This window comes from Acetobacter pasteurianus subsp. pasteurianus LMG 1262 = NBRC 106471, assembly GCF_000285275.1.
Classification (GTDB): domain Bacteria; phylum Pseudomonadota; class Alphaproteobacteria; order Acetobacterales; family Acetobacteraceae; genus Acetobacter; species Acetobacter pasteurianus.
The window spans coordinates 73,063-97,694 of the sequence record NZ_CADO01000034.1 but is presented as its reverse complement, the minus strand read 5'-3'; the positions used below and the strand labels follow the sequence as shown (position 1 = coordinate 97,694).

29 protein-coding genes are annotated in these 24,632 nt (G+C 59.8%); 1 reads left to right on the top strand and 28 read right to left on the bottom strand.

Annotated elements, in window-relative coordinates:
* Positions 1 to 65: 65 nt before the first annotated feature.
* The 27 genes from pnuC to APA10_RS08105 all read right to left on the bottom strand — a co-directional run bounded on the left by pnuC (position 66) and on the right by APA10_RS08105 (position 21,868).
* Positions 66 to 629, bottom strand: a complete 564-nt coding sequence (gene pnuC, locus APA10_RS08230; RefSeq protein WP_003628988.1) for a nicotinamide riboside transporter PnuC — start codon at positions 627 to 629, stop codon at positions 66 to 68.
* Entirely contained in the window at positions 629 to 1,879 is a 1,251-nt protein-coding gene (locus tag APA10_RS08225; RefSeq protein ID WP_003628987.1) for a phosphotransferase enzyme family protein, read from the bottom strand. The genes pnuC and APA10_RS08225 overlap by 1 nt, the downstream gene beginning before the upstream one ends.
* A gap of 2 nt (positions 1,880 to 1,881) precedes the next feature.
* On the bottom strand, positions 1,882 to 4,383 hold the full coding sequence (locus APA10_RS08220; protein WP_196218989.1) for a TonB-dependent receptor: 2,502 nt from the start codon (positions 4,381 to 4,383) through the stop codon (positions 1,882 to 1,884).
* Positions 4,384 to 4,389: 6 nt separating this feature from the next.
* The gene (locus APA10_RS08215; RefSeq protein WP_003628984.1) at positions 4,390 to 5,652 is read right to left on the bottom strand and encodes a cation:proton antiporter; all 1,263 of its coding nucleotides are present in this window, start codon (positions 5,650 to 5,652) and stop codon (positions 4,390 to 4,392) included.
* Positions 5,653 to 5,724: 72 nt separating this feature from the next.
* On the bottom strand, positions 5,725 to 6,171 hold the full coding sequence (locus APA10_RS08210; RefSeq protein WP_003628983.1) for a hypothetical protein: 447 nt from the start codon (positions 6,169 to 6,171) through the stop codon (positions 5,725 to 5,727).
* A 122-nt stretch (positions 6,172 to 6,293) separates the two neighbouring features.
* Positions 6,294 to 6,863, bottom strand: coding sequence for a phage fiber-tail adaptor protein (locus APA10_RS08205; RefSeq protein ID WP_003628981.1), 570 nt, complete (start codon positions 6,861 to 6,863; stop codon positions 6,294 to 6,296).
* Between the two features lie 6 nt (positions 6,864 to 6,869).
* Positions 6,870 to 7,967, bottom strand: coding sequence for a hypothetical protein (locus tag APA10_RS08200; RefSeq protein WP_003628980.1), 1,098 nt, complete (start codon positions 7,965 to 7,967; stop codon positions 6,870 to 6,872).
* Positions 7,968 to 7,974: 7 nt separating this feature from the next.
* Positions 7,975 to 8,553 carry a DUF2612 domain-containing protein gene (locus APA10_RS08195; RefSeq protein WP_003625393.1) on the bottom strand — a complete coding sequence of 193 codons (579 nt, stop codon included), beginning with the start codon at positions 8,551 to 8,553 and terminating at the stop codon, positions 7,975 to 7,977.
* On the bottom strand, positions 8,553 to 9,746 hold the full coding sequence (locus APA10_RS08190) for a baseplate J/gp47 family protein (RefSeq protein WP_196218990.1): 1,194 nt from the start codon (positions 9,744 to 9,746) through the stop codon (positions 8,553 to 8,555). The genes APA10_RS08195 and APA10_RS08190 overlap by 1 nt, the downstream gene beginning before the upstream one ends.
* A 28-nt stretch (positions 9,747 to 9,774) precedes the next feature.
* A complete protein-coding gene (locus APA10_RS08185) occupies positions 9,775 to 10,128 on the bottom strand; it encodes a hypothetical protein (protein WP_003625391.1) in 354 nt (117 codons plus the stop codon).
* 11 nt (positions 10,129 to 10,139) lie between these two features.
* Complete coding sequence (locus APA10_RS08180; RefSeq protein WP_003628977.1) at positions 10,140 to 10,829, bottom strand: Gp138 family membrane-puncturing spike protein; 690 nt, start codon at positions 10,827 to 10,829, stop codon at positions 10,140 to 10,142.
* Positions 10,826 to 11,752: a baseplate hub protein gene (locus tag APA10_RS08175; RefSeq protein WP_003628975.1), complete on the bottom strand. Its 927-nt coding sequence runs from the start codon at positions 11,750 to 11,752 to the stop codon at positions 10,826 to 10,828. Before APA10_RS08175 ends, APA10_RS08180 begins: the two co-directional genes overlap by 4 nt.
* Positions 11,749 to 12,069: a phage baseplate plug family protein gene (locus APA10_RS08170; RefSeq protein WP_003628974.1), complete on the bottom strand. Its 321-nt coding sequence runs from the start codon at positions 12,067 to 12,069 to the stop codon at positions 11,749 to 11,751. Before APA10_RS08170 ends, APA10_RS08175 begins: the two co-directional genes overlap by 4 nt.
* Entirely contained in the window at positions 12,066 to 12,779 is a 714-nt protein-coding gene (locus APA10_RS08165; protein WP_003628973.1) for a hypothetical protein, read from the bottom strand. The genes APA10_RS08170 and APA10_RS08165 overlap by 4 nt, the downstream gene beginning before the upstream one ends.
* Positions 12,780 to 12,814: 35 nt before the next feature.
* Positions 12,815 to 13,825, bottom strand: a complete 1,011-nt coding sequence (locus APA10_RS08160) for a hypothetical protein (protein WP_003628972.1) — start codon at positions 13,823 to 13,825, stop codon at positions 12,815 to 12,817.
* Positions 13,810 to 13,959, bottom strand: coding sequence for a hypothetical protein (locus APA10_RS15150; protein WP_185332807.1), 150 nt, complete (start codon positions 13,957 to 13,959; stop codon positions 13,810 to 13,812). Before APA10_RS15150 ends, APA10_RS08160 begins: the two co-directional genes overlap by 16 nt.
* A gap of 35 nt (positions 13,960 to 13,994) precedes the next feature.
* Positions 13,995 to 14,450, bottom strand: coding sequence for a hypothetical protein (locus tag APA10_RS08155; protein WP_003628971.1), 456 nt, complete (start codon positions 14,448 to 14,450; stop codon positions 13,995 to 13,997).
* Positions 14,451 to 14,488: 38 nt separating this feature from the next.
* Entirely contained in the window at positions 14,489 to 14,926 is a 438-nt protein-coding gene (locus tag APA10_RS08150) for a phage tail fiber protein (RefSeq protein ID WP_003625374.1), read from the bottom strand.
* A gap of 2 nt (positions 14,927 to 14,928) precedes the next feature.
* Complete coding sequence (locus APA10_RS08145; RefSeq protein ID WP_003628970.1) at positions 14,929 to 16,083, bottom strand: DUF3383 family protein; 1,155 nt, start codon at positions 16,081 to 16,083, stop codon at positions 14,929 to 14,931.
* An 18-nt stretch (positions 16,084 to 16,101) separates the two neighbouring features.
* Entirely contained in the window at positions 16,102 to 16,638 is a 537-nt protein-coding gene (locus APA10_RS08140) for a phage neck terminator protein (protein ID WP_174714291.1), read from the bottom strand.
* Positions 16,635 to 17,015, bottom strand: coding sequence for a hypothetical protein (locus tag APA10_RS08135; RefSeq protein WP_035365686.1), 381 nt, complete (start codon positions 17,013 to 17,015; stop codon positions 16,635 to 16,637). Before APA10_RS08135 ends, APA10_RS08140 begins: the two co-directional genes overlap by 4 nt.
* A complete protein-coding gene (locus APA10_RS08130; protein ID WP_003628964.1) occupies positions 17,006 to 17,512 on the bottom strand; it encodes a DUF4054 domain-containing protein in 507 nt (168 codons plus the stop codon). The genes APA10_RS08135 and APA10_RS08130 overlap by 10 nt, the downstream gene beginning before the upstream one ends.
* Before the next feature lie 36 nt (positions 17,513 to 17,548).
* The gene (locus APA10_RS08125) at positions 17,549 to 17,866 is read right to left on the bottom strand and encodes a hypothetical protein (RefSeq protein ID WP_003628962.1); all 318 of its coding nucleotides are present in this window, start codon (positions 17,864 to 17,866) and stop codon (positions 17,549 to 17,551) included.
* Between the two features lie 49 nt (positions 17,867 to 17,915).
* Positions 17,916 to 18,953, bottom strand: a complete 1,038-nt coding sequence (locus APA10_RS08120; protein WP_003628961.1) for a major capsid family protein — start codon at positions 18,951 to 18,953, stop codon at positions 17,916 to 17,918.
* On the bottom strand, positions 18,953 to 19,453 hold the full coding sequence (locus tag APA10_RS08115; protein WP_003625360.1) for a structural cement protein Gp24: 501 nt from the start codon (positions 19,451 to 19,453) through the stop codon (positions 18,953 to 18,955). The genes APA10_RS08120 and APA10_RS08115 overlap by 1 nt, the downstream gene beginning before the upstream one ends.
* 37 nt (positions 19,454 to 19,490) lie before the next feature.
* Positions 19,491 to 20,492 (bottom strand): DUF2213 domain-containing protein, encoded by a 1,002-nt coding sequence (locus APA10_RS08110; RefSeq protein WP_003628960.1) that lies wholly within the window; start codon positions 20,490 to 20,492, stop codon positions 19,491 to 19,493.
* Positions 20,489 to 21,868 carry a DUF1073 domain-containing protein gene (locus APA10_RS08105; protein WP_003628959.1) on the bottom strand — a complete coding sequence of 460 codons (1,380 nt, stop codon included), beginning with the start codon at positions 21,866 to 21,868 and terminating at the stop codon, positions 20,489 to 20,491. The genes APA10_RS08110 and APA10_RS08105 overlap by 4 nt, the downstream gene beginning before the upstream one ends.
* Before the next feature lie 247 nt (positions 21,869 to 22,115).
* On the opposite strand from APA10_RS08105, the gene trhO reads away from it, so the two are divergent.
* Positions 22,116 to 23,168: an oxygen-dependent tRNA uridine(34) hydroxylase TrhO gene (gene trhO, locus APA10_RS08095; protein WP_003628957.1), complete on the top strand. Its 1,053-nt coding sequence runs from the start codon at positions 22,116 to 22,118 to the stop codon at positions 23,166 to 23,168.
* Here trhO and terL read toward each other — a convergent pair.
* Positions 23,165 to 24,619 (bottom strand): phage terminase large subunit, encoded by a 1,455-nt coding sequence (gene terL / locus APA10_RS08090; protein ID WP_003628956.1) that lies wholly within the window; start codon positions 24,617 to 24,619, stop codon positions 23,165 to 23,167. The two genes, trhO and terL, sit on opposite strands and share 4 nt — an antisense overlap.
* Positions 24,620 to 24,632: the final 13 nt, after the last annotated feature.

The window sequence follows — 24,632 nt, the reverse complement described above, 5'->3', positions numbered from 1 at the left end:
GCACATGCAAAAGGCCGCTGCCCTGTTTACCGGGGCGCGGCTTTTTTCTTTTTTAACGCGGTTTTTTACGGGGCGCGTGCCGCCACACCGCGCCACTGCCGCCAGCCCTGCACGGCAAGGCCAATAAAGGCGGCGTAAAGCACGGCGGTTACAAACAACCTGCGTTGTACAAACAGCAGCGCATACAAAACATCCACTACAATCCACAGCACCCAGCAGGCGCGGTAGCGTTTGGCTGTCCATATCTGGCCCAACACGCTGTACGCGCTCAGCCCGGCATCGGAAAGGGGCATGGGGTCATCCGTTATGGCGCGCAGGGCCAGCCCCAATGCCAAACCGACTACGGCTGTTATGCCGGTATCTCGCAACAGGGTTTGAGCCGTTGTGGTGGCAATACGCACCTGCCCGCTTTCTTCCACTCCGCGCAGCCAGCACCACAATCCGTACAGCGCCAAAGCTGCAAACACGGCCTGCAAAGCGGCATCTGCGTATAAATGATCCTGCGCAAACACTGCGCCATACAGCACCGATGCCAAAAGCATAACCGGCCAGCACCACACCGTTCTGCGCCCCGTAAGCCACACGCCCAAAGCGCTGGTAATGGCCGCCAGCCATTCCAGCCCGGACACTACGCCTGCCCCGCAAGCAAGGCAGGCAAACGGGCCAGAAGTTCCTGCCCCTCCTGCGCCTGCGCAAACCACCGGGCATGGCCAAGCAGATACTCGGTATAAGCCACCTCGGCCGAGGCTTGATCTTGCAGAAGTGTTCCAAAATATGCTGTTTCAGACAGCGCAAATTCCACATGCACCAATGGCAGAAACGCCACCGCCTGCGCACGCTCCGCCGCACTTAAAGGCCGAATGTGCTGATACCCCGCCACAAACGCGGTAAGCTGGTCCCACACCACCAAAGGCCGCACCGATTGCGCTGTTGCGCTACAGCTTGGCAAAGCCAGCCAATCCACCATGGCGCGCTCTATGGCCACGGCCACATCAAACGCGGCGCAGGTGCGGTCTGCCATGCCAAAATCCAGCACGGTAACAGGTGTGTTTGCATGCCAGAACAGGTTGGAAGGGTGCCAGTCTCCATGCCCCCAAGCGGGTTTTATGCCGGGCAATAACGGGCGCAGATGCTCATGAAACGGCAGAACATCCCGCGCCACATCCTGCTGCCACGGGCGGTTGGCCAGTGCCGCCACCAGCCCCGGTTGCCGTGCCACCCATTGTTGCAGTGCAGTTGTAAAATCTACTTGCCCCACCACGCACATGCTGGAAACCAACGACACCACCGGGGCGGTTTTACCCGCTACATATGCGCTGCGTTCCGGGGCTGTGTAATCCGCCGCGGCCTTGTGCAGTTGCGCCAGCGCCGCCCCCGCCGCATGGGCCTGCGCGGTGGAGAAATAGGGCTTCCAGGACATCACATCCCGGTAGGTATCTTCCCCCTTGGCGGGGAGGAAAACCTCGTACGTCCAGTTGCCAAGTTCCAGCGCGGTGTGCCCGTTACGCAAGGGCAATGCGGGGCATACGGGCAGCCCCTTGCTGGCCAGATGGCGAATAAAGGCGTGTTCCTGCTCCAGCATGGCCGCACTACGCAATGCACGCGCATGGCGTTTGAGCACGCAGCTTGTCGCCCGCGCACCCTGCCCGCCTACGTTGGCACCCCCGGCGCTGGCAGAAACCTCCCCCGCAAGTTGCACCACGCAGGCGGCAGAAAACGGGCGCATGCTGTGCCACACAACATCCCGCGCAGGCGGCATGTTGGCAAAATGTGCGAGCACAGAACAAACTTCATCAAGCGTCAGGCAGGGCCAATCCCGCTTTTCCTGCACACCGTGTACGCCAAACTGCGCCGTGTTCTGGGGGGAAATATCTGCCACGCCTAAAACCCGGTGGAGGCTGTAAACAATGCCGCAAACCCGCCGCCAATGTAATAGTCCGGGGCCTGCCCGGCTATGGTGGTGCCGTAGCGGCCCTGCGTGTCATGCGCGTTCATGGTGGGGTCTGCCACGCCGGAAAGGTAATGCTGGTTGGTGATGTTAATAAAGTTCATGCGGAACTCCGGCCGATGCAGCACGGAAACATCATCCATCCGATACCCCAGCGCCAGATTGCCCGTAACATGGCTGGGCATGCGCTCATCATTCATGAACGTTGCATATTGGTGGCCGGTATATTTTACGGTCATCACGCCAAAAAAGTGCCCGTCATCATAGGTCAGGCCAGCGGCGGCCTGTAGCGTGGGGCTGCGCACGGCGCGCTTGCCGCGTGTGGGCAGCAGGTCTCCGCCCGAATACAGGTCATTATCAATGGTGGCGTGCAGATATTCGCCCGAAAGATATGGGCTGATATGGTGCCACGGGCGCAAACCTATTTCCACATCCACCCCGCGAGATGTCTGCCCGCCCGCGTTGATGGTGGACTCCACCGGGGCACCATTTATCATGGCCAAAGTGGCAATCTGGCGGTTTGTGAAATTATAGTTAAATAACGTCAGGCTGCCCACAACGCGGCTGCCTGCGTAACGGTAGCCCAGTTCCTCCGCTATGGAGTATTCGTTTTTCAGGCTGGATGTGCCTTTTTGCGTTACCGCACCAGATGTGGGGTCATACGCATCATACAAGGCGGGTTCTGCCGGGGTGCGGAAGTTGGTGGTGGCATTGAAAAACACCTGATGTTCCGGCGTAATCTGAAAACGCACGCCAAAGCGCGGCAGGGGCACGGCGGTGTTCATGTTGGCGTGGTAGGGCGCGCCCGGCACGGCGTTTGTGCCTATGCGCGAGAACATCACTTCCTTAAAACCTGCTGTCAGCAACAGCCGATCATGCAAAAGGGAAACCCGATCTCCCACAAACAGCGCATTGGTTTGCGAGATAGTGTGGTTGCTGGCCCCCAGCAGCATGTTGCCATCGGCCAGCGTAATGGGCCGCCCGCCCCATATGCTGCCCGCATTGCCGCTGCCATTTACGGCGGCAAAGGTTTCGCGCTCGGTGTCATCACCGTAATCATACCAGTAGCCCAGCACCAGATCATTCACGCCGCGCTTCCATTCCAGCGCAGATGTAAAGCCGGAGCGAAAGCTGCGCTGTGTGTAATCTGCCCGCACCGTGCTGTAGCCATCTGCCGTTACGGGCAGATCCAGCACATCGGGCACAGCCTGCGTGCCATTATACAGGCCGGATGTAGGCAACTGCGTGCCGCCTGCGGCATTACCATACGCACCTTGTGCATAGAGTGTAACATGCAGGCTTAGCCCCTCCGCCAGTGTAAACTGCAAGGGTGCGGCCAGATACAGCGTGCGTTCCGGCTGGCGGGAAAGCCGCCAGTAGCCCAACCCGCCGTAATCATCATCAGCATGGAAGTGCCTGTCCAGATTATTGGGGCCGCCTATGCCGTACGTGCGCCAGTCATCCTTGCTCACCTGCGGGTAGTAGCTGTCCACCGCTTGGTTCCAAGATCCTAACAGCCCCGCGCTGTTGCCTTGGCCCCATGTTTTCTCCAGCTTGAAATCAACATGCTGGCGCTCATCCCGCCCGGCGCCGCGCCAGTTATCCGTGGCGCTATGAGAATACGATACAAAGCCCCGCAGGCCGGTATTGTGCCCGATCTCGCCCGTATCCAGCCGCAGGAACTCGCGGTTGGTATCGTAAGAACCGTAGGAGGCGCTGAACTGCCCGCCCGCCTTTTCTGCCGGTGTGCGAAAACGCAGCTTCATCAACCCGCCCGCGGCGTTCATCACCGGGCTGTCTAGATCGGGAGATCCCTGTTGCAGGGCAATGCTTTCGTAATTCTCGCTATCTGCAAATTGGCTGGGGTAGCCGGTGTAATAGGCAATATCGTTTAGCGGCATGCCTTCCAGCACATAACCTATGGCATCTCCATTCATGCCGCGCACGCTGATATTGGTTTGCGGTGAAAACCCAAACGGGTCTGACCCACTTACATTCGCGCCCGGTAATTGAGACACCAGCTCAAACGCCGTGGCGGTGGGGGATTGCAGGCGGATGTATTCCTGCCCCACCACGCTTTGGGCCTGTGGTTCAGATTGCGGGTGTATCAGCCCGCCCCCGGCACTGGCATGCAGCGGGTTGGCACGTACAATCACCACCTGCGGGCGGGCAGAAGCCTGCACCGGCGCGCCCGGCGCTTTGGGGGCTGTGGGGGCTGCATGTGCCGTTGCGGGTGCTGCCGTATGCTGGGCAGCTTTTTGCCCTGTAGGTGGGGCAGAAACAGCCTGCGCCCACGCAGCCCCACCCGGCCACGCCATGCCAGAAAGCAGCGTGCCAGAGGCCAGCGCACAGGCCATCCACCACCGTTGGCGGCAACAGCGCCGCACCTTGGGGGCCGCACACCAGCACACCTCACGTTGTATTAAGGCGGACATCTGGCTTTATCCTTCTGCCGTACCAAGGCGCACCTGCCGCACCACGCGCTCCATTGTTAACCCCTGCACTAAAATAGTGAACACAACCACCGCATAACACACTGCAAGCAGCACATCACGCATAGGCCCGTGTTCCAGGCTTAACGCAAGGGCTATGGAAATACCGCCACGCAGGCCGCCCCATGTCATAATGGCCAAAACGCGCCAGCGTTGTGAATCGCGCAAATACACCGGCAGCATGGCCAGCAGCACGCTTAACGCCCGCACGGTAATGGAAAGCGGAATGGCCAGAACAGCCGCCAGCAATACCGGCACACGTATGGGCACGCTGAGCACGTAAAACCCTATCAGCACAAACAGGCAGGCGTTCAGCACCTCATCCACCATCATCCAGAAATTGCGGATTTCACGCTGCCCGTGCTGGCTGAGCGCCCCCAAGGCGCGGGGCATGCCCAAGGCCAAACCCGCCGTAACGGCTGCCACGGGGCCAGAAACTTCCAGCATTTTGGCAAGGCTGTACACCCCGCTGGCAAGGGAGATGGAAATAAGCAGTTCAAGATGCGCATCTGTTACCAGCCGGATGCACCATACCGCCAAACACCCGCACAAAAAGCCCAGCAGCAGACCGCCGCCGACCTCCTGCACCATCTGCCACACCAAATCCCCCAGCGGGCCAATGGTGCCGGCCTCTGCCAGTTGCACCGCCACGGCAAACACCACAACGCCCACGCCATCGTTAAACAGGCTTTCCCCCGCAAAAATGGCCTGCACTCTGGGCGGCAGCCCCAAACGGCGCAACATGCCCACAACAGAAACCGGATCTGTTGGGGCCAGAATGGCCCCCAGCACCACGCACCACGGCAGGGAAACCGCAAGCCCCACCAGCGGAAACGCCATCCACATACCTGCGGCAAACAGGGCCACGGCCAGCATTGTGCCCAAAAGTGCCAGTGCCAGAATGGAAAAACGGTTCTGCCACAGCTCGCGCTGATCTACCGATTGCGCGCCCGCAAACAGCAGGAATGATAAAGCCCCATCCAGCAAGGTAGCGGGCAGGTTTATGCTATCCAGCACCGCGCGGGCGGCATCCATGCGGGGCATGGGAACGGCCTGCTCCAGAAAAAGCAAAATCGTGGCCACCCCCAAAGCCTGTGCCGTAATGCCAATAGTGGTGGGCAGGTGCAGGTAGCGGTGGTTGATAATGGCAAAAGCTGTTGCCAGTGTGATCACAATGGCAAACAGCGCCAGCGGATTGAAAAAAGGCGGCATGAGCGGTTTCCAGTCTGATCAGACAGGCTGATGACGAATGCAAACCAGAAAACCGCAAAACCGGATGCCAGATCAGGCGTTATTCTGCGGCTGCCCGGCCTCATCCATATTCACGATCGTCTGATCCGAAATGGAAACGTCTGTCAGTTCAGGACGTTGCAAGGCTTCGTTGGCAGAACGCGCCAAACCGGCTGTCTTGTCCTTCAGGTCTGCCAGTTCTTCACGCACATCGCCCAGAATTTCCAGCAGGGCCTGATGGTCTTCCGCCGCGCGCCGGTCTGCCCCACGGCTGAGCACCGCGTTGCCCACCATCAGCGCGGGCAGTGCCACAAGCTGGATACAGTTGCTGATATATAGCAGCGTGTTCTGCCACTGGGGCACAACCGCTGGCACCAGAGAGAACAGGAAAAACACATACACGCACCAGATACTGCCGAACATGATTGTCATTTTAACAGCCACGTTCTCGTTAAATCGGTTCACAAATGAATCGGCAGGTTTCTGTTGTTTGGGTTTCATTTCTATACCTTTTGCCTCAAATACCCGCCTTGCTGGCAGGTCATCTCTTTGGGCAAAACTGTATCACAGCGCTGTGGGCTTGTCCGCCTGCGGGCAGCAGGGCTGGCTCCCACCACCATGCTTCAGGCCAGCAGATAGGGCTGGCCCGTGGGGGTGGTGATAACCCCTTGCGGGGCCAATAGCGCGTTGGGCGGTATGGGCGTGCCATCGGCCAAAGTGGGCACCTGCGGCGGCAGCGTGGCCGCACTTTCTGCACTGATGTAAAGCTGCACGCTTGCCGTAACACTGCGCCCCTGCACGGTGTGCAGCACCATCTGCACTGTCTGCACCGTATCTGGCGGGCCGCTGCCCAAAAACACGCAGGCCATGCCTTGAATAATGGTCACCCACAGCACCGCCAGATCCGTATCCTGCCCGGTGGCGGTGGGCACACTGGCTGTAACACTGGCCAGTGTATCGCCCGTGCCTTCCAGCCATGCAGCGGGGGTGAGCGTATAATCCAGAGCATCTGCACTGCTGCGCGCAGGCCATGCCTGCACCACCTGCTCTGCCAGTTGGCCGCGCAGGCACAGGCCCGGTGCAATCATAACCGGCAGCACACGTGCGCTGGCGGGTTGCCACCCCGGCGCCAGCACGGCCCCATCTGGCAGAAGGGCGCACGCCGTGCTGGCAGTATTGCAAGAACATGTCATGATTTTTTACCTTGGCCCAATAGCTGTAACCCACACCGTAATGGGGGTGGAAACCGCGCCATCGTGATCATCCACCACGTAGCGCACGCCCACAGCGCCAATACCTGTGGCGGTGGGGGGCTGTTCTGGCATGGCGAGTGTCATGCGTTGTTCATACTGCATGCACTGCAACTGCACGGATGTAGGCACCCCCGCAAACGCCTGCGGAAAGGTAATGCTCTCTCCATCCTGAATACTTACGGAAAAGGACTGAATACGCTGCCCGTATGGCAGGTTGATGACGCGCCCATCCTGCGTGGCAAAATCGGCCTGATACGTGCCCAGCCCCACATAACTGCCCGCAGGCTGAAACACGCCGTTGGCCCAGCCCTGCGTGGCCACCACCGCACCATCTGGCATATGGATGGAACCATCCTGGCGGAACTGCCATTCATGCCATCCGCCTGCGGCATCTGTAAGCTGCACGCTGGCAAAAGCGTATTGTTCAAACGCATCACGCAGGCAGAACAGCGCCTTCATGGTGGCGCTATACCCCAAGCGGGAAATAAACTGCGGCCCCCACGGAATATCACCCGCCTGCGGTGCGCCATTGCTGCCGCTGCCGCCCCATGTGCCGGTGCTATCGTAATAGCCATTGCTAATCTTGCCGCCTGTGAGCGGAAAAAAGCTTTGTGCAGCTTGGGCGGATGTAAGCAACCCGTTAAACAGGTTTGTCCACGCTGCCCCCTGCGCGCCGGGGGTGGATAGGTTGTTATCCTGCCCGGAAACCCAAAATGTGCCCCCAACGCTGCCCGCCACCACGGCCCCGGCGGGGTAGCCGCCAATGGCTGCGGCAAAGCTGGCATCAAACGGGCCAACATAACCTGTTTGCAAAACCTGTATGGCAGCGGAAAGTGTTTTTAAAAACCCGTTCATATCTGCCCCGCGCGGGGGCACGCCACCGGCTGCGCGTTCCGTAAAGGTTTCGGGCGGAAAGCCCAGCGCCATGCTGGCCGAGCCATCGCCCGCCGTGGTTTGCGCTGCGGGAATATCCGCACAGTTGGCCGCTGCGGCAGAGGCCGCAATAGGCGTTGTAAACCGCCCGGAAATATCAGCTTGTTTCATAAGTTCTTCAGCCCCTGATGCTGTAGGAAACCGCAACCCCGGCAGGGCGCGGCAGCACGCCGGCGTTTTCGATAATGGAAACCTGCACATCTGTTGGCACAAAGCCAAAGGCGTAGGTCATGCTCATGTTGGTGTTATCTTCCACCCATGCATCGCCCTGCCCGGCAAACAGCGTGCGCAAAATGGCGTTGAGCGAAAGCACGGAACAATCTGTAATATTGGCCAGCGCCTTGGCATAAATAAGCTGCCGAAACCCGGCATCGGACAGGCTGCAATTTGTAAAATCACCCACCACAACACGGCCCGCATACCACGGGGCAGTGTTAAAACCCTGCTCTGTCAGATCATTGGCCTCGGCAAAGCCTAAATACTGGCCAGATGCCATGCGCAACACGCGCGATACCCCAACAATGCGGCCCCATACATCCAGACCGTAGCCCTGGGCTGTTTCTATGTTCCATATGTTGGCAAACCAGTTTTCTATATTTTGTGCAGGATCAAAACACTGGTTCCAGCCTTCCAGCAGCGCGTTCAGGCTGGGCGAGCATGCGTATTGCGAAAGCACCGTTTGCCCCACATTCTGCATCAGGCAAACTCCACGGTAATATCGGCCAGTTCCAGCGTGAAAATCTGGTTGATATCGGCCTGCGCCGTAACACCCGTGGGGCTGGCCGCCGTGCCTACCCGAATATCCACCACCTGCGCCCAACTGCCCACCGCCGCCACACAGGCATAAAACCGGCTGGCATACAGCGTGCCGCCAATGCCCACACGGGCCGAGCCATCCTGCCCCAAAAAGCACGCCAGCACCGCCTGCTGCACGGCAGATGTTGCCGTATTAGGCACGCCAGAACCTGCTGCCAGTGTAAGCACCACATAAAGCGGCGTGGGCTGCGCACGCTCAAACGCCACCGTATAACTGGGCGGTGTGGTGTAGGTGCCAGATGTATCCGTTACCGTTACACGGGTGCTGCCGGTATAGGCACAGCCGGGCGGTTTTTTGCGCAAAATGGCCAAGGCTACATCGGCATCCGTGCCGCCATTTACGCACACATACAGGCTATAGGGCGCAAGAGTTATGCCACCCTGCGTAACCGCAACATTGCTGCTGTTATCTGCAACATATGCATCTGTTACGCCATCCACCGCCTGCACGGCGGCCAGAATGGCAGCCAATGGCCCCACGGAATTTACCGCCACGGCGGCCTGCCTGCGGGCTTCAAACGCCGCGCGGCCTTCTACCTCGCGCCCCTTTCCCCCCGCCACGGCGTTGCTGACGCCAGACCACCCGGCAACAGACTGGCACAGCCGCACGCTGCCCGCCGGGCAGGATACCTCCCCCAGCGTGGTGCAGGAAAACGTGCCAGCGCCTGTGCCGGTGGTATCCAGCGTAATGGCGGCATCTGCCGCGTAGGTGTTGCCCGCAGCATCTGCCACCAAGGCCCCTTGCGGAATAACCGTGCCCTCCACCCCCGTGCACTGGCATATAACAACCGTGGGCGTGGCGGGTTTGCGCTCCATAAAGTAAATGCGGCCAATGGCATCCTGCATCCGGCCAGAAGCGCGCGCAGGGTCCACCCCGTTAAACACGGCCAGCATCTGATCATACGCATCACCCAAAATGGCGGTAAGCGATGTGGCCAACTGCCCTTGTGGGGTGTATAGGTCTGTATCCAGCGTATTGCCAAAAGCGGCGTTGATATCTGCCAGAACACCGGCCAGCATGTCTGCCTCCTGCGGCAGCACAAAGCCGGTATCATCCAGCGTGGGCGCGGGCACGGATGTAGTGCCTGCGGCAAGTGAGGTTTCAGAAACTGGCAAGGGTTGTGCTTCCGTTTTCCAATGTCAGATAAATCTGGCCGCTGAGTTTGCGGTCTGCCCCAAGGCTGGCCAGCACACAGGTGGCGCGCGCCACGTTGGGCACGGCAAGGGCAGCCTGCGCCACATCGGCCCGAAACAAAGCAGCAGACTGGTTGCGCCCCAAAACACCCGCCAGATAAGGCAGGCCAAGGGCCGTGTTGTACCAGCACTCGCCCCTAAACACGCGCACCGCGCTGGAAACATCCTGCGCGGTAGCATAAGGCACATCCGCCACGGCAATATTGCCCTGCGCATCCACGGCCAGATCCCACGTTGCGCGGTCTAGCAACAAGGTTTTCATATGTGCTTCTCCTAACCCTGCGGGGTGCTGGTGCTGCCACTGCCGGGCATAACCCCGCCATGCACATGCGATGTAAGAGACACACCACCGGCCTGCACATCCTGCCCCACATTCAGGCTGCCGCTTATGCTGGCATCTCCTGAAATCTTGAGTGATTTTGCAGATATTTCCACCGTTCCGGGTGTGTGTATCACCACCCCATCGGGCGTAAACTGAATGTACTGGCTGGGGACCGCGTTTAAAAAACCACCCAGATACAGCGCATCCGCCATGCTGTTATGGCGAAAGCTGGCGGGCGGTGCGGCGGCACGCGCGGTTTTAACGTTCAGGATATCCCGGTCTGCCATCACGGCCAGCCCGATATCCCCCACTGCCGGGTCCAGCACCACAGCGCTGCTGCCGCCCTGAAGCCGAAAATACGGCACGTTATACAAAACCCCATGCGGCGTGGTCTGGCCTGCGGCATCTTGCTGGTGCACCATGGGCTGCACATCCACAAACCCCACGGGGGCCAAACCTGCGCCCGAAACCGCGCATACCTTCACCGGTATGGCGGTGCGTACCTCCACCAACATGCGGCGCATAACCGCCACAAGTGCGTTGTAATCCGATGCCGCAGCACCTGCCCTGTCAAACACCGCCTGCCCGGATGCAGGCATGTTGGGCGGAAAGCCGGATGCAAAACTGTTTTGATACGTCATGAATTTTCTGCCCCCACAGCCTGCGCCACCACATGGGTAAACCACGGGCCATCTGGCATTTGTGCGCTTAAACTGTGCCGAAGCTGCAAAACCTGCCACAGCCCCGTGCCACCCCCACCGGGCTGATACTGGCTTTGCAATGCCAGTACACTGCCATAGCTGATACGCGGGTTAAACAGCATGTTCAGCGCCACCCCACCGGCAGACCATGTGGGATACCCCACCAGCCCCGTGCTGGCTGAAACCACAATGGCGGCAGATGTTTCCACCGTTGCGTTAGCCCCGCCCGTTCTGGCAGGCCATGCCGCCAAACGCCCCCGGCCCAATGCGGCCTGAAAAGGCTGTGTGTTCCAACACTGGCTGATCTGCTGCCCCGCCGTGCCATGAAAATACGGATCATGCAGCACGGTGTTCAGGCCGTTATTTTCAAAATTCAGCCCGGCCTGTGCGGCAATACGCGCCAACACCTGCGCCAATGGCACAGCCCCCCTAAACCCGGTGGGCGCGGCAGGCAGTGCGTTTGGCAGAACTGTAGAAAACGCCTGCACCACAAAGGCAACATCTGGCGCTGCGCTATAATCTGCAAAAGCCAGCGTAACCCCGCCCTGAAACACAAGGGCCTGCGCACCAGAAGTACCATCTGGCACCATCAGCAGCACCTCGCTGGCACTCTGGCTGGTGGGGTCTGGCGCGCTCAGGCTCAGGCGGTTCATCAAATCCGGGGGTAGGCCGGTTATGCGTATCTGCGCTGTTTCTCCCGTTGGGTATGGGGCCTGCATGATATCCGCCTGCACCTGCAAGCCAGAAAGGGTAACCGTATCCACCCCATCCGCCGCACCAAACACACCATTGAGCAGCCGGAACGTCACCTCCACATCCCGCGTTGCCCAATCTGGCGTTTTTGTAGTTTGTGTGCCGCTCATGCGGGCCAACCGGTGCGCCAGAGCAACACATAGCGCGTGCCAAGCCCTGTGCTTTGCGGGTCCTGCGTGCCTTGGGTATCCATAAACGCCAGATCTCCCGGCAGGCCGGTGGCGGCAGTGCGCGCCAGCCATGTGCGGTCCTGGCACAGCACGCCAGAAAGCACGCGCGCGCCTGCACACCAGATATCTGCATACAGGCCGGTGGACCGCTGGCGCAGGGCTATCTGAAGTGTCTGTTCTGCCAGTGTGATCTTAAACATTTGTGCAGGCACAGCACTTATGGGCACCTGCACCAGTGTGGTATCTGTGCTGCTCATGCAATTTCTCCGGCATTGGCGGTGCTGGTGGTGGCATAGGCCATGCCGCCGCACTGTATCTGCTGGCCCTGCGGCATGCGTGTGCTGGCAAACTGCGTGCTTCCGGTTATACGCACTTCCTGCAAGGCAATTTCTACAACCGGCATGGTAATGCCCTGCCGGGCCTCCCGCATCCAACGGTGGCCGATAATGTTCACGCTATCGTATTTCTTTTCCGGGGTTATTACGGCATACAGGTTTGTATCGGCCTCCAATGCCTCCAGCGTGGCAAAAAAACCTGCCCGCACATACAGCGCGCCCGCCTGCCCCGCCCCGGCCAGAACATCCAACGCCAGGCTGGTGGCGTTGGCATCTTCCATCCCGGCTTCAGACCCATCGCACACCATCACAATCCGATGCTGCCGAGACATGCGCACCTTGCTGTAAGATAAAAATGCACCTTCCTCCAGCGGAGCTTCTGCAATGCGCCACGCCGTTTGCATATCGGCAGAAAGCACATGGGCAGATGTTAAAACCCGCTGCCCGTCCTGCGTAAAAATGCCCCACTGGCTGGCGGCCTGCGTAATTTGCAGATCATCCAGCAAACTCCCCACCGTAACAGAGGCCGAAGCCTGCACCCCGGCAGAAACAGATTGCCCCATAAGGGCAGGCACCCCCGCTGCCACAGGAATATTCCACACAGATGGCAGGCTGACTGGCAACATGGGCATGAAACAGAACTCTTTATTGAACAGGAAACAGGTTTTTAAATGGAACCAAGCGTGGAAAGTGCTGCCAAAGTGGCGCTATCTCCCCCACCAAGCCCCTGCATGGCTGCGCGCGATGGCATGGGTGCGGGGTGTGGAGCAGGTGTTGCAAACGCTCTGGCAGATGTTTGCGGCTCATACGCAGCCGGAGCAGGCCGCGCCACTGGCACAACAGGTTGAACAGCCGCCCGCATAAGCGGAGATGACGGCAAAAATGCCCCCACCATATTGCGCGCAACAGGTTGGGCTTTGTCCGGCATAGCAACACGCTGCGAGGTGCGTAAGCCACCATGCACGACCTGTTTTGAAACACTTTGAAAGCCACGCCCATGCACCAGAATATTCTCTAAACCACCTGTGCTTTCAAGGGTTTTTGTATCACGCAGCACTCCCTGCCTCCGCACCAGCGCGGGACGGGCAGATATAGGCGTGACAACCGAGGCACCTTTCTTTTCGGCGGCCAGTATGCGGGGCACAGACCTTCTGCCCCTTGATGCACGTACAGGCGGCATAAAAAACGGCCTGCGCGCCAGAAGCTCCACCGTATCTTTGATTTTGTGCTGGCGGGTCTTTCTGGGGTGCGTAACCTGTAAAGCGCCTTCCGCCGCAACCGATGCTGTGCTGGACGCCAACATAACACGCCGGGATACAGAAGGATTATTTTGTAAAATACCTTTCTGCCTGTCAGGCATACCCCTAACAGACCCCACATCCACCTTATGCCGCACGCCACCACCAGTTCTGGCTGCAAACACAGGCAGCGCACCCCCCGGCAGAGCGTGCACAACGGGCAACACGGGCTCCTGCGCCCTCATACCCAAAGGCACACCTCCCGCCCCCATGCTGTATTGGCGCAGAAGCTGCAATAATGCCAAAATCCCTTTGTTCCTGGTCTTTTTTGTGTGCTTTTGGCTTTGCAAAAAGCGTTCCAGCACACGGTGCAGGCGTTCCAGTAAAGGCAACTTTGCGCGCGCCTTGCTTTTGGGAAATATGTTTACAATTTGGGCCATGTTTGGGGGCTTTCCTGCGCGGGCGTGTGCGCCATGTTCCAGTTGCGTACAGAAAGTATTTCTACAAGCGTGTAAAAATCTTCACTGTCATAAACCGTTTTCAGGTCATGCAAACTTGCAAGGCCGGATGCCACAACTGCCGCCATGGCAGGCGAGACGTTTACACAGTTTACAACGGGGCCTGTGCGGCCTCGTCCCCCAGCAAAGCCGCCACCATGGGGAAAAGCTGGTGCGCGGCGGCCCGCAAAAAACCCACATGCAGCCTAAAGGCCTCGGCCCGCACCATGCCTAGTGTTTCGGGTTCTGCAAAATCGGCGGAAATAACAGCACGTGTCACTTCTGGCCGGTGTGGGTCTGGCCGCATTTTAACGCACTGCATCAGCCGCGCCAAAGCGGTATCCAGATCGGCTTCTTCCATAAAGCCAAAAATTTCCAGCCCAAAGGCGGCAAGCCCGGCAAGGCCTGCCTCTGCCATATCCGCTCCCACGCGTGCGCCTCCGCGTATGGCGGCCTGCAACACATGGCGCGCCCAGCTATCTGCGGCAAAGGCATCCATGCGTGTCAGCACAAATACCTTGCCCTGATCTTCTCCCGGTAGGGGATGCGTGTATTCCACGGTTTTCATGCCTGCTCTTTCCTGTTGTTTTTAAAAACACACCTGTTTTACAGGGCAGCAGGCAACACGCGTTCCCACAGAATTTCAAAACTGCGGGCTTCCAGCACACGGCCTGCGCTGGGCATTACGGCCACAGCCTGCAACAGCCCGCGCACCATGGTGTATTTGCGCCCGATAGAGGGAAGCTGAATTTCCGCCCCCAGCCGGTACAACCCGCGCTGTGCATCTTGGGCGGCGGCAATGGCCTCAAACACCAGTCCACTTTCACTGCTGGCGGCAAGGGAGATTGTCTGCCGCACGGGTGTGGGTATCCAGCCTGCGTTCAGGTAGCCATCAATGCTCATGGCCGTTTCTGCTAGATCTCGTGCGGTGGTTTCAAAAGCCCGGTCGGCGGCATAGTTTTCCAGCGTAATGGGCGTGTTGTACAGCCCTGGCACCGTAATGGTAAAAACCGAGTTGGCGGCTGTAATATCGTAATCAGACATGCTTACTGCACCTCTACCGTAGCCAAAGAGATAGACTGGACAGACTGCCCATCCATATAAAAGAACCGCGCCTGCACCGGCCCGCGTTTGGCCCGTGTGGCGGCAGATGCGGTGGAAGCACCGGGCAGCAGGTACCACCCGCGTGTGGCCAGCGTATCTGCAATGCTGCGCCCGGCCTGTGCATTCACCACCTGCGCCTGCGCGGCAGAAAGCGTGACGTTGGGCTGGATAGCGCCAAAAGCCACGGCGGTATCAATGGTGTTCTGCACAGCGGTGGCCAGCAGCGTATCACCCTGCACGGCATAGGGAATTTGCCCCACGGCAGAAAACAGCGTGAGCAGATCGGACTGGAAGGAGGATGTCATCCAGATCTGGTTCAGATAACTGTCTGCCCACGCAAACGCGCCGGATACGGCCCCGTTGTTGAGAAAACTGAATGTGGAATCTCCACTTTTGTAGGACCCGCAAAAGCTGTATCCATTTTGCAGCAAGGCCTGCGCCTGTGTGGCCGTAATATCCGCCGGGGTAACGCCGCCATTGTTGCGGAACATCAACGTGGTGCGCCCGGCATTACGCTGCGGGTTTATGCTGGCCGCCCAGCCCAAACACAGGGCCGCAGCCAGTGTACCGTTGCCATCCGTATTGCACAGGCATGTCAGCCCCGGCGTGGCCTGCGCTGCAACGGTGCTGCCAAAACAGTGAGATTCTGCCTGCAAAATACTGGCATCACTATCCTGCACAATGCCCCAGTAGCGGTTGGGGTTTGTGGGCATCCATGCGGCAATGGCGGTTTTGGCCGTGGCATCTGGCTCCTGCGCAAAGGCAAAGGCGCACCAGTCTGCACTGGCGGCGGCAGCGTTTGTAAGGGCTGTGGTGTAATCCGTATCTGCCGGGGTGGCGGGCAGTTGGTAAAAATGCAGTGTTTGCGGCAGATCCTGCGCATTGGTGTAGCCCGCAAAGTAAATGCTGGCCATACTGGCTTCAATACTTTCCGCGCCGCATGTGGCTGCCACTTCTGCCGCAGTTGTAAATGTGGAAAGGCCGGAAGAAAGCGCTGTGTTTGTAGAAAATATAAGCCCGTTCAGCAGGTTTGTGGTGCCCCCCGCCGCCAACACACCCGGCGTGACAGACACAAGGGAAGAAACAGGAAGGATCATGCAGGTTTCACTCGCATTTCAAAGCCTGTCTGCGGCCACGCTGTGCACTGTGGCAGCGGTGGCTGTGGCGGCTGGCAGGGTGATGGAAAAAGTAAGCTGGCTATGCAGGGTAAGCTGCCAGTGGGGTTCGTATTGCTGTTGCGCGTTTACATACGGCAGACATTCGGCGTGATCTGCATACAAGGGGGCCAGGCGCGGCATGCCGTGTTGCTGTGCTGCACGGTTTGCAAAAAACGTGGTGTTCCATGCATCGCGCCAGAGGGTGAGTAGCGTTTGCGCGGCATCTGCTGCACCTGTGCCAAAAAGGCTTATCTGGGTGGCTAGTTGCTCCTGCCGCAACAGGGTGCAACTTTGCGGCCCATAGCGTGTGCTGCCCGTGCCAATAGGCTGGCGAGAAAGCGGTGTGATAAGCACCAACATCCCCCGTGGCGGTGGCGTGTGGTTTTGCCGGCTTTGCAAAACGGTTGTGCCTACGGGCAGAACTTCCAGCACAAAGGCACGAAGGGCAGCAAATAGCTGTGCCTCATCTGGCTGTTGCATGCTCTGGGTGCTCATGCCGCCACCTGTTGGGTGAGAAGCACGCGGCACCATTGCCCGCCCCATGCCTCGGGCTGGGCCGTTACCAACCAGTGGGCGTTATCAAACACAAACACATCGCCCCCAAACTGATGCGTGCGGTCCACCCCGCAAATGGTGCCGGGCATATAGATTTCTCGCTGAATTATGCTCTGGTTTTGCCCATCGGTTTGCACCAGTTCAGCCGTGGGCACGGGCTGCACCCTGATTGTTACGGCAATATCCATAAAGCACGGCGTGGTGCTACCATCTGGCGCGGTCTCGTATCCTGTGTTCACGCGCAATATGGCGGGCACAGATGGCAACAAGGCCGCCGTGGCCCCCAGCGCCATGTTAAACAGCGCATTCATGGCCAGGAAACCACTCTTTGTGGCCAGCCCGGCACATAGCGCCCCATGCGCAAAAAGGCAGATGCTGCCCAAAAGGTTGCGCCATAAGGTGTTTGCACCCACCACGCCTGTGTGGGGGAAACCGTGCCCATATCGGCCTGCACCTGCACGCTGCCCATACGCGCGGTGGTAATGCGCCCCACTAGCGCGGCAGTGCCATCCCCCGTACCTGTGGCATACGCCCCGCTATTGATGCCAAGCTGAAGCAGATGCGCTGTAATGAGCATGAGCAATTCTGCCCGCTTGGCCGGGTTGCGCACGGGGGATGTGCCAGTGTTGTTCAAGAACAGCCCTGCACGGGCAAAACACGCGCTGGCGGCATCTGCCCCCGCACTGGCTACAAGATTTGGGTAGCATGCCTTAAAGGCTGCGGCATCAAACACAACAGCCCCATCTTCCGCCATGTTGCAGGCAGAAGGTAAGGCAGCCGCTTGCATTGGCTGATTTTCCGGCATGGAAAACATCCTTTTACATGCTGCAAGATAACGGAAGTTCTGGCCTTACGCGGGCGTAATGCCGGGGGCTGGGGCTGCGGGGTTAAGTGGCTCCATACCCGTGCGCAGGCTGGCTTGTTCCTTGGCCTGGCCTGCGGCTTTTTCTGGCGTGGTCTGGGCAAAAATCAGCCCGGCTTCCAGCGGGGGAAAACCTGCATATTTTTGCGCCCATGCCTGCCAGAAATCTGCTGGCACGGGGGTAAGCCCATACCCGCCTGCCTTGGCCGTGCGTGCGCCTGCCAGTTCGTGCTTCTGGCCTGCCAGTTCCAGCACAAGCCCATTGGGCAGTTTGCACCCAACGGTAACTGTTGATGATGTTGCCATGTGTTTTTCCGTTTTTATGCAGGAGTGTGCGTTACGCGGGCTGTGTGTTTTACAGGCCGGTCATGGTGGCAATGCCTGCGGGCATGTAAATAATGGCCCCCCATGTGCCTTGAGAGAGCTTCTGCTTCCATGCCGAGGCCTCGGTTACCACCGCATGGGCACGCAGTTTTTCTGTAAACGCGGCTTCGGCAGTTTTTTGCACATCCACATGGTCGGCCATGATCTGCATGGTCTGCACGCCGTTGGCGGCGGCATCTCCATATTCCACAGCCTGCACAAAACGCAGGTTGGGGTAGGTTTCTCGCAGCATCGTCAGGGCGGAAAGGCCAAAACTGTTGCGGCGTGTCAGCAGCCCCATGCGGGTTGGGGCAAGGCCCAGCACCATTGGCGTATCCGTATCCACCAGCCCGGCGGTTTGTTTGCGTAGCTGGTTGATAAGGGCAATCACGTCATCCTGCCGTTCTTCCGGGGTGGCGTTTTCCCACGCCGTGCCGCCTGCGGTTTTGGTGGCGGGCGTAATGGCAGCGGGCAGGCGCGGGTCATTCAGATAGCCATACAGTTTCAGCCCACTGATGCCAAAAAAGTATGTCTGGTTCTGAAACTTGTTCAACTTAAGCGCTGCGGCCTCTCGCAGGCTGGCGGCCCATTGCAGGCGTGCCTGCCCGGCCAGCGCCAGTTCCTGCTCACCCCACGCCACAAACACCTGATAATGGTAGGACTGGCGTTCGGGAAAACTGGGGTTGAGGCTGACCGTGCCATTCTGGTTCCAATCCCCGTAGGAGGAAACCTGCCCGGCCGTTTCCAACATGGGAAAGACGGCGGTTTTGGAAACCCAATCCCCCTTGCGCACCTCGCCTAGCAGTTCGGCCGCGCGCATGGGGGCAAAGGCCACCTTGATAAGCCCCGTATCCACCCAGGCGGACATAAAGGCCGGAATACCCGCATTGGCAGTGGTGGAAAGCGCGGGCTGGGCATCCAGCGCCATGCTGTCTGACACCAGATGTTCTGCGCCAATCAGGCCGCGTGCATCGGGCACCACAAAGCCAAGGCGGTTGAGTTCCGCCAGTTCTGAATGAGAAGTTAGCATTATGCGTGCATCCATGTAGAAATCCGAACCAGCTCACCCGCAGCACCGGCGGAAGCTACAAAAAACCCTGTGGCCACCGCACCTGTTACGGAACTACCTGTGGCGGCAGTTTTGATGGTGCCATCGCTCAAACTGGCAAAAACTGCCTGCCCCGGTGTAGCCTGCGTGGTGGGCTGCACCCAGAAATCCCCCGCCGTAAACAGCGTTACGGGAAAGCCCTGCGGAATAACCATGCTTTCCGATGCCGTAAAATCCGTGATCTGGGCTGTCAGATCCCGATGCACAAAGCCATCGGGCGCTGTGGTGCTGCCGCTGGGCGGCATGTTGGCCACGCTTACGCCATCGGCCTGCACCCAGCCAAAGGCAGCCACTGTGCAACCACCGGCAGCCGCCACCAATGCGCCCTCGCCCGCCGGAAAGGTGGCCGTGGGGTTGAGGGATGCAAAATCACCCGGCACAGCAGGCGCTGGCTGGATATTAACCTGATTTTGAAAAGACATTTACCTGCCTTGTATCATGCAAAAAGGAAAAAGGGCTTCAGCCGCGCACGCCAATGCGTTCCAGCCCAAAGCGCTGCCGAAAGCCCTGTGTGGCGGCGGCATCCTGCCCCATTACGGGGGCACCACCACCCGCACGCGGCTGCATGCGGGCAAAGCTTTCAAACAGCGGTTTCAGCCCCTGTTCGGGCACGCCCGTGGCATCAATACCCGCTTCCTTTAAGGCAAAGGCGTAAATGGCGGGGGCGCTATCCATGGCCACATCGCCCACAAAGGGGCGCACGGCAGCGCGGGCTGTGTGCAGGTCCGCCATCTGGCGCACGGCGCGTTCTTCCGCCTGCTGCACTGCCTGGGCAATGGCGGCATCCATGGCCGCAACGGTAATGGGCGTTTGATCAGGCATGGCCTGAAAGCTCCTGTTATTAAAAGGCATGTTGGGGTTTGGTGCGGCATCGCCAATAATGGCGGAAGGCACGCGGGGCTGGGCCACAAGGGCCAGATGGTTAAAGGCAATATCCGCCATTATCAGCGTATAGGGCGTGCCCATATAGGTGCCCGCCTGTTTGATAGCCGTGTACCGATACCCGGCAGAAACCGCGCGCTGTGTGCCATTTTCTATGGCCTTAATGGCTGAGGCATCCCATATCGTCAGGCTGCCTGTCAGGTTGGGTGAGGTAAAGCGCACATCGCTGCCCACCGCGCCCACGGTAATGCTGGCTGGGTGATCCTGCGCGCTTACGGGGGTATGCTGCATAAGCACCGGTTTGCCGCGCAGGCTGGGGGCAGCCTGCATAAGCGCATCTGGCGGGCGAAAAACGCTGTAAAGGACATCATCTTTCAGGCCCAGCGCAGCGGCACCCGGAATTTCGCGCCCATAATAGGGGCTAACGGTTGCGGCAGAGAGAATGCAGTGTGCAATGTGCAAATGCCCATCTGCATCCACCCGGCGCACGCTGGCCCTATCTAGCGCCAAAAGCTGCGTATCGGGCGCAACAGCGGCGTGCGGGCTGGCGCAGGCCTGCCCGGTATTGCGTGTGTTCATGGTGGCGTACTCTGTTTTTTGGCGTCTATTTCTGCCTGTTCGGCCTCATCCATCTGCCAGAGCGGGCGGAAGGTGAACGTAATGTCCGTATCCACCGCGCCCCATAGGTTCAGCATCACCATATGCAAAATGTGCGTGAGGTTGGGGCGCAGGAAGGATTCCTGATAAGCGCTGATCCGATCATAAAAAACCCGGATCTCGCCATCAGCCGAGGCATTCAGCCCGGAAGGGGAAATACCGGCAAACTTTACCAGCGGCTGTTGCGCCACGGTGCATATCTGCTCCAGCGCCTGCGCCTGCAAACTGTCCAGCCCGGAAAGGGGCGCGGCCAGAAGCTCCAGCTTTTCGCGCTCCTTATCCAGCACAAACGTGCCCCGGTTGGAGCGAAAGCGGTTAAACGCCTCCACCCGCGCCAAAAGCCCTTCAGGGTCCTGCGCATAGGCCGCCATATCGGTGGACAGCGCGACAATGGAAAACGCATTCAGCAAATCCGAAACACTCTGCCGCGTGCGCAACCAGTTTTCCACATAGGGCCGCGCCATTTGCGTAAGGGAAACCCCGCCGAAGTTATAAGCGGGTTTGAGAATATCCGGCACCTCCCGCGCGCAAAACCGCAACAGGCGGGTGGCATGCAACAGCGTGCCCTGCACCCACCAGCTTTGCGGTTTGTAAAAGGCCGGGTGCAGCGGGTTTGCGGTTTCATACGTGGCGGGGGTTGTCCAAACCGGCTCCACCGGCACCAAGGCGCGCAAACTGCCCTTGCGAAAAGTTTCTGGCCGCAACAGCAAGGGGGATGCCAAACCACCCGCCACGGGGGAAAGCCCGGTATCTACATACAGCAGGCCCATGCCGTAATGGCCGTCCATTTCCGCCATGCGGCGCAGCACATCGCGCACATTCAGGCGGGTAAATTCGGCCTCCAACTGGTTGATGCGGTCTGCCTTGCCCGCCCCCTGCCCGGAGCGGGAAGTGAATACCAGCCATTGCCGCGTGGCCTCGGTGGCAATGGTGTCCACCATGTGCCGATACTCCGCCCGCTGGGCCATTTCCGCCAGCCGTGCATAACCGGGAAACACCACCCCATCCGCCACGGCATTGCGCAGCCAGTCCAGCAAACCGGGGGCGTTTTGTGCGGCGGCACTATCCATGGCCAGCGGGGCGGTGCTGCCATTGGCCCGCACCCCGCGCGGGGGCCGATACGGCGCAAACACATCTGCCCGCGCCATGGCTGCCGGGGCCACCTTGGCCACATCTGCCGCAAAGGCCCCTTGGGGCAGCACCGGCTCCTTACGCGGCAGGGCCACAGGGGCACGCCGCCCGCGCAAACGCTGCCACCACCCCAGCCGAGCGCGGGAAGAAAAAGACAAACCAGACATACCCTGCCCTTAAGTTAAAAATTGGAAAAACCTGTTTTTACAAAAGACACAAACCCATATGCACCCGCACGGCATGCACACCCCTCCGCCGCCAAAAACCTATGGTAAGCGCGGAAAAAACTTGTCTGCCCCCGCTGCGGGCGGGTAAATGGGCGGCATTGAAATGCAACCTGATTGCGGTGCTGTAAGCCGTGGCGCGGAACGGATGATCTGCAATCACCCAACAAGCCCAAGGAACTTGCCGAGCATGACTGCCCAGCCCACTGCCCCCACGCCCGATACCGAAAACGCAGCCCTGCCCATTTGCGTGGCGGCCCTTTACCGCTTTACCCCATTTGCAAACCCGGCTGATCTGCGCGGGCCGTTGCAGGATGTGTGCACCGCCAACGGGGTAAAGGGCATTCTGCTTTTGGCATCCGAGGGCATTAACGGCACCATTGCAGGCACAGATGCCGGTATTGCGGCCGTGCTGGCGCATATCCGCACCCTGCCCGGCTGCGCGGATATTGAGGTGAAGTTCTCCCGCGCGCCAGAAATGCCCTTCCTGCGCATGAAGGTGCGGCTGAAAAAGGAAATTGTGACAATGGGTGTGGAGGGCACAGACCCCAACCACATTGTGGGCACCTACGTACCCCCCACAGAATGGAACGAACTGTTAAAAGACCCCGACACCATTCTGATAGACACGCGCAATGATTACGAAGTGGCCGTAGGCACGTTTGAAGGCGCGATAGACCCGCAGATTAAAACCTTTCGGGAATTTCCTGCATGGTTCCGCCAGCACCGTGAGGAACTTCTGGCAAAGGGCCGCAAGCCGCGTGTGGCCATGTTCTGCACCGGTGGCATTCGGTGTGAAAAATCCACCGCCTTTGCCAAGGCCGAAGGGCTGGATGAAGTGTACCATCTGCAAGGGGGTATCCTGAAGTATCTGGAAACCGTGCCAGAGGCAGAAAGCCTGTGGCGGGGTGAATGTTTTGTGTTCGACCAGCGTGTAACGGTAGGCCACGGCCTTAAACCCGGTGAGCTGGAACTGTGCCACGCCTGCCGCACGCCCATTACGGCGGAAGATAAAGCCAGCCCCAAGTTTGAAACCGGCGTATCCTGCCCGCACTGCTACGGCCAGTGGGATGAAGCCCGCCGCGCCCGCCATGCAGAGCGTGAACGCCAGGCCCGTTTGGCCGAACAGCGGGGCGAGGCCCATTTGGGCGCCAACATGGCGGAAGAACGCGCCCGCAAACGCCAGCAGCGTGAGGAAGAAAAGCGCCGCCAGCAGGCCTTGCGCCAGCAGCACGCACACTAAATACGGGCCAAAAAATCCGCCCCAAAGCGCGGCAGGGGATGTGCCTCTGCCAGTGCGGCAAAAGCACCGGCTGCGGCATCTACTTGGTCATCATGCGTGGCGGCGGGGAATGCTGCCAGTTCCTCCATAAACGCATGCACCCACGGGGCGCGTAGCAGCAGCACGTTGCCGGCATTTACCTGCGCGGCAAATGGGGCCGCGCGGGTGGCTTTATCTCCTGTTTCACGCACACAGCGCACCTTGTAACCGGCCAGCCTGCCGGTAAGGTACCGCGCCTGCGCCACACCGGCCTGCCCGGGGTCTTGCGGCAGCACAATGTCCACCCCCACACCATCACGCGCGGCGGTGGCCAGCAGGGCGGCTTCTACCTGTGCGGGGTCTCCGCGCAGGCAGGTAATGTCCGCCACCACAAAGCGCCCATCTGGCAGGTGGTGCATTTTTACGCCCACTGTCCAATCCGGGTTGTTGCTGCCGGTCTGGCGGGTGGCGGCAAGGTCCCACCTGCGCACGGCGGGGCCGGAGGCTGCGGGCAGTGCCTCCTGCACCCCAAGCATGTGGGTGTGGAACAGATTGCCAGAAAGCGGCACCGGGTTTTGCTGGTAAAGTGCGGCCCATTCCCGCTCCCCCACTGCTTGGCGAATACGCGCAAGTTCCGCTGTATCAAACGCCTGCGGCCATAGCGCCTGCCCCGGTCTGCGGCCCAGTGCATCGTGCTGGGTGGCTAGGGCGGGCAGGTCCAGCACATGCCATGCCTCGCCGGTTTTGTTGTGCATGTCATCCAGCAGGCGGCCTGCCAGATCATCCGGGCTCCAACGTGTCATCACCAGCACAATGGCACCGCCGGGCATCAGGCGGGTGCGCAACACGGCGCGGTACCAGTCCAGCACGGCGGCACGGCGGGCGGGGCTTTCGGCCTCCTGCCGGTCCTTTACGGGGTCATCTATAATGGCCAGATGCGCGCCACGGCCCGTAAGCCCGCCGCCCACACCCATGCCGGTGTACCCCCCACCCTGTGCGGTGTGCCATACATCGCGCGCGCTGCTATCTGCCGCCAACCGAGTGCCGGAAAACAACGCCCCATAGCGGGAGGACACCACAATATTGCGCACATCGCGCCCAAAATCCTGCGCCAGCGTGGCCCCGTAGGAGGCCCCGATAATCTGCCGCTTGGGGTGCCGCCCCAGATACCATGCGGGAAAGCGGCGAGATGTCAGCTCCGATTTACCGTGCCGGGGCGGCATAAACACCATCAGCCGCGCAATGCGCCCGGCCTCCACCTGTTCCAGCGTGCGGGCCAGCAGGGCATGATGCGCGCCTGCCTTGTAATCTGGCAGCGTATAGCGGGCAAAATCCAGAACATGCTGGCGTGCGGCCTGCCTGCGTGCCAGTTCCGCCCGCGCCACCCGGCCCGCCTGCATGGTGCGTGCGCATTCGGGCCGAGCGTGGGGCATGAAAGGGTTTTTC

What these genes read in the sequence shown, in the direction of transcription:
- APA10_RS08110 (WP_003628960.1), bottom strand. Translation starts at nt 20,492, where the DNA reads ATGAACACACGCAATACCGGGCAGGCCTGCGCCAGCCCGCACGCCGCT.
- APA10_RS08195 (WP_003625393.1), bottom strand. Translation starts at nt 8,553, where the DNA reads ATGCAGAATGTGGGGCAAACGGTGCTTTCGCAATACGCATGCTCGCCC.
- APA10_RS08130 (WP_003628964.1), bottom strand. Translation starts at nt 17,512, where the DNA reads ATGTTTTCCATGCCGGAAAATCAGCCAATGCAAGCGGCTGCCTTACCT.
- APA10_RS08205 (WP_003628981.1), bottom strand. Translation starts at nt 6,863, where the DNA reads ATGACATGTTCTTGCAATACTGCCAGCACGGCGTGCGCCCTTCTGCCA.
- APA10_RS08215 (WP_003628984.1), bottom strand. Translation starts at nt 5,652, where the DNA reads ATGCCGCCTTTTTTCAATCCGCTGGCGCTGTTTGCCATTGTGATCACA.
- APA10_RS08140 (WP_174714291.1), bottom strand. Translation starts at nt 16,638, where the DNA reads ATGAGCACCCAGAGCATGCAACAGCCAGATGAGGCACAGCTATTTGCT.
- APA10_RS08115 (WP_003625360.1), bottom strand. Translation starts at nt 19,453, where the DNA reads ATGTCTTTTCAAAATCAGGTTAATATCCAGCCAGCGCCTGCTGTGCCG.
- APA10_RS08150 (WP_003625374.1), bottom strand. Translation starts at nt 14,926, where the DNA reads ATGTCTGATTACGATATTACAGCCGCCAACTCGGTTTTTACCATTACG.
- APA10_RS08170 (WP_003628974.1), bottom strand. Translation starts at nt 12,069, where the DNA reads ATGAGCAGCACAGATACCACACTGGTGCAGGTGCCCATAAGTGCTGTG.
- APA10_RS08175 (WP_003628975.1), bottom strand. Translation starts at nt 11,752, where the DNA reads ATGAGCGGCACACAAACTACAAAAACGCCAGATTGGGCAACGCGGGAT.
- APA10_RS08105 (WP_003628959.1), bottom strand. Translation starts at nt 21,868, where the DNA reads ATGTCTGGTTTGTCTTTTTCTTCCCGCGCTCGGCTGGGGTGGTGGCAG.
- APA10_RS08210 (WP_003628983.1), bottom strand. Translation starts at nt 6,171, where the DNA reads ATGAAACCCAAACAACAGAAACCTGCCGATTCATTTGTGAACCGATTT.
- terL (WP_003628956.1), bottom strand. Translation starts at nt 24,619, where the DNA reads ATGCCCCACGCTCGGCCCGAATGCGCACGCACCATGCAGGCGGGCCGG.
- APA10_RS08180 (WP_003628977.1), bottom strand. Translation starts at nt 10,829, where the DNA reads ATGACGTATCAAAACAGTTTTGCATCCGGCTTTCCGCCCAACATGCCT.
- APA10_RS08145 (WP_003628970.1), bottom strand. Translation starts at nt 16,083, where the DNA reads ATGATCCTTCCTGTTTCTTCCCTTGTGTCTGTCACGCCGGGTGTGTTG.
- APA10_RS08155 (WP_003628971.1), bottom strand. Translation starts at nt 14,450, where the DNA reads ATGAAAACCGTGGAATACACGCATCCCCTACCGGGAGAAGATCAGGGC.
- trhO (WP_003628957.1), top strand. Translation starts at nt 22,116, where the DNA reads ATGACTGCCCAGCCCACTGCCCCCACGCCCGATACCGAAAACGCAGCC.
- APA10_RS08165 (WP_003628973.1), bottom strand. Translation starts at nt 12,779, where the DNA reads ATGCCCATGTTGCCAGTCAGCCTGCCATCTGTGTGGAATATTCCTGTG.
- APA10_RS08200 (WP_003628980.1), bottom strand. Translation starts at nt 7,967, where the DNA reads ATGAAACAAGCTGATATTTCCGGGCGGTTTACAACGCCTATTGCGGCC.
- APA10_RS08120 (WP_003628961.1), bottom strand. Translation starts at nt 18,953, where the DNA reads ATGCTAACTTCTCATTCAGAACTGGCGGAACTCAACCGCCTTGGCTTT.
- APA10_RS08185 (WP_003625391.1), bottom strand. Translation starts at nt 10,128, where the DNA reads ATGAAAACCTTGTTGCTAGACCGCGCAACGTGGGATCTGGCCGTGGAT.
- APA10_RS08160 (WP_003628972.1), bottom strand. Translation starts at nt 13,825, where the DNA reads ATGGCCCAAATTGTAAACATATTTCCCAAAAGCAAGGCGCGCGCAAAG.
- APA10_RS08125 (WP_003628962.1), bottom strand. Translation starts at nt 17,866, where the DNA reads ATGGCAACATCATCAACAGTTACCGTTGGGTGCAAACTGCCCAATGGG.
- APA10_RS08220 (WP_196218989.1), bottom strand. Translation starts at nt 4,383, where the DNA reads ATGTCCGCCTTAATACAACGTGAGGTGTGCTGGTGTGCGGCCCCCAAG.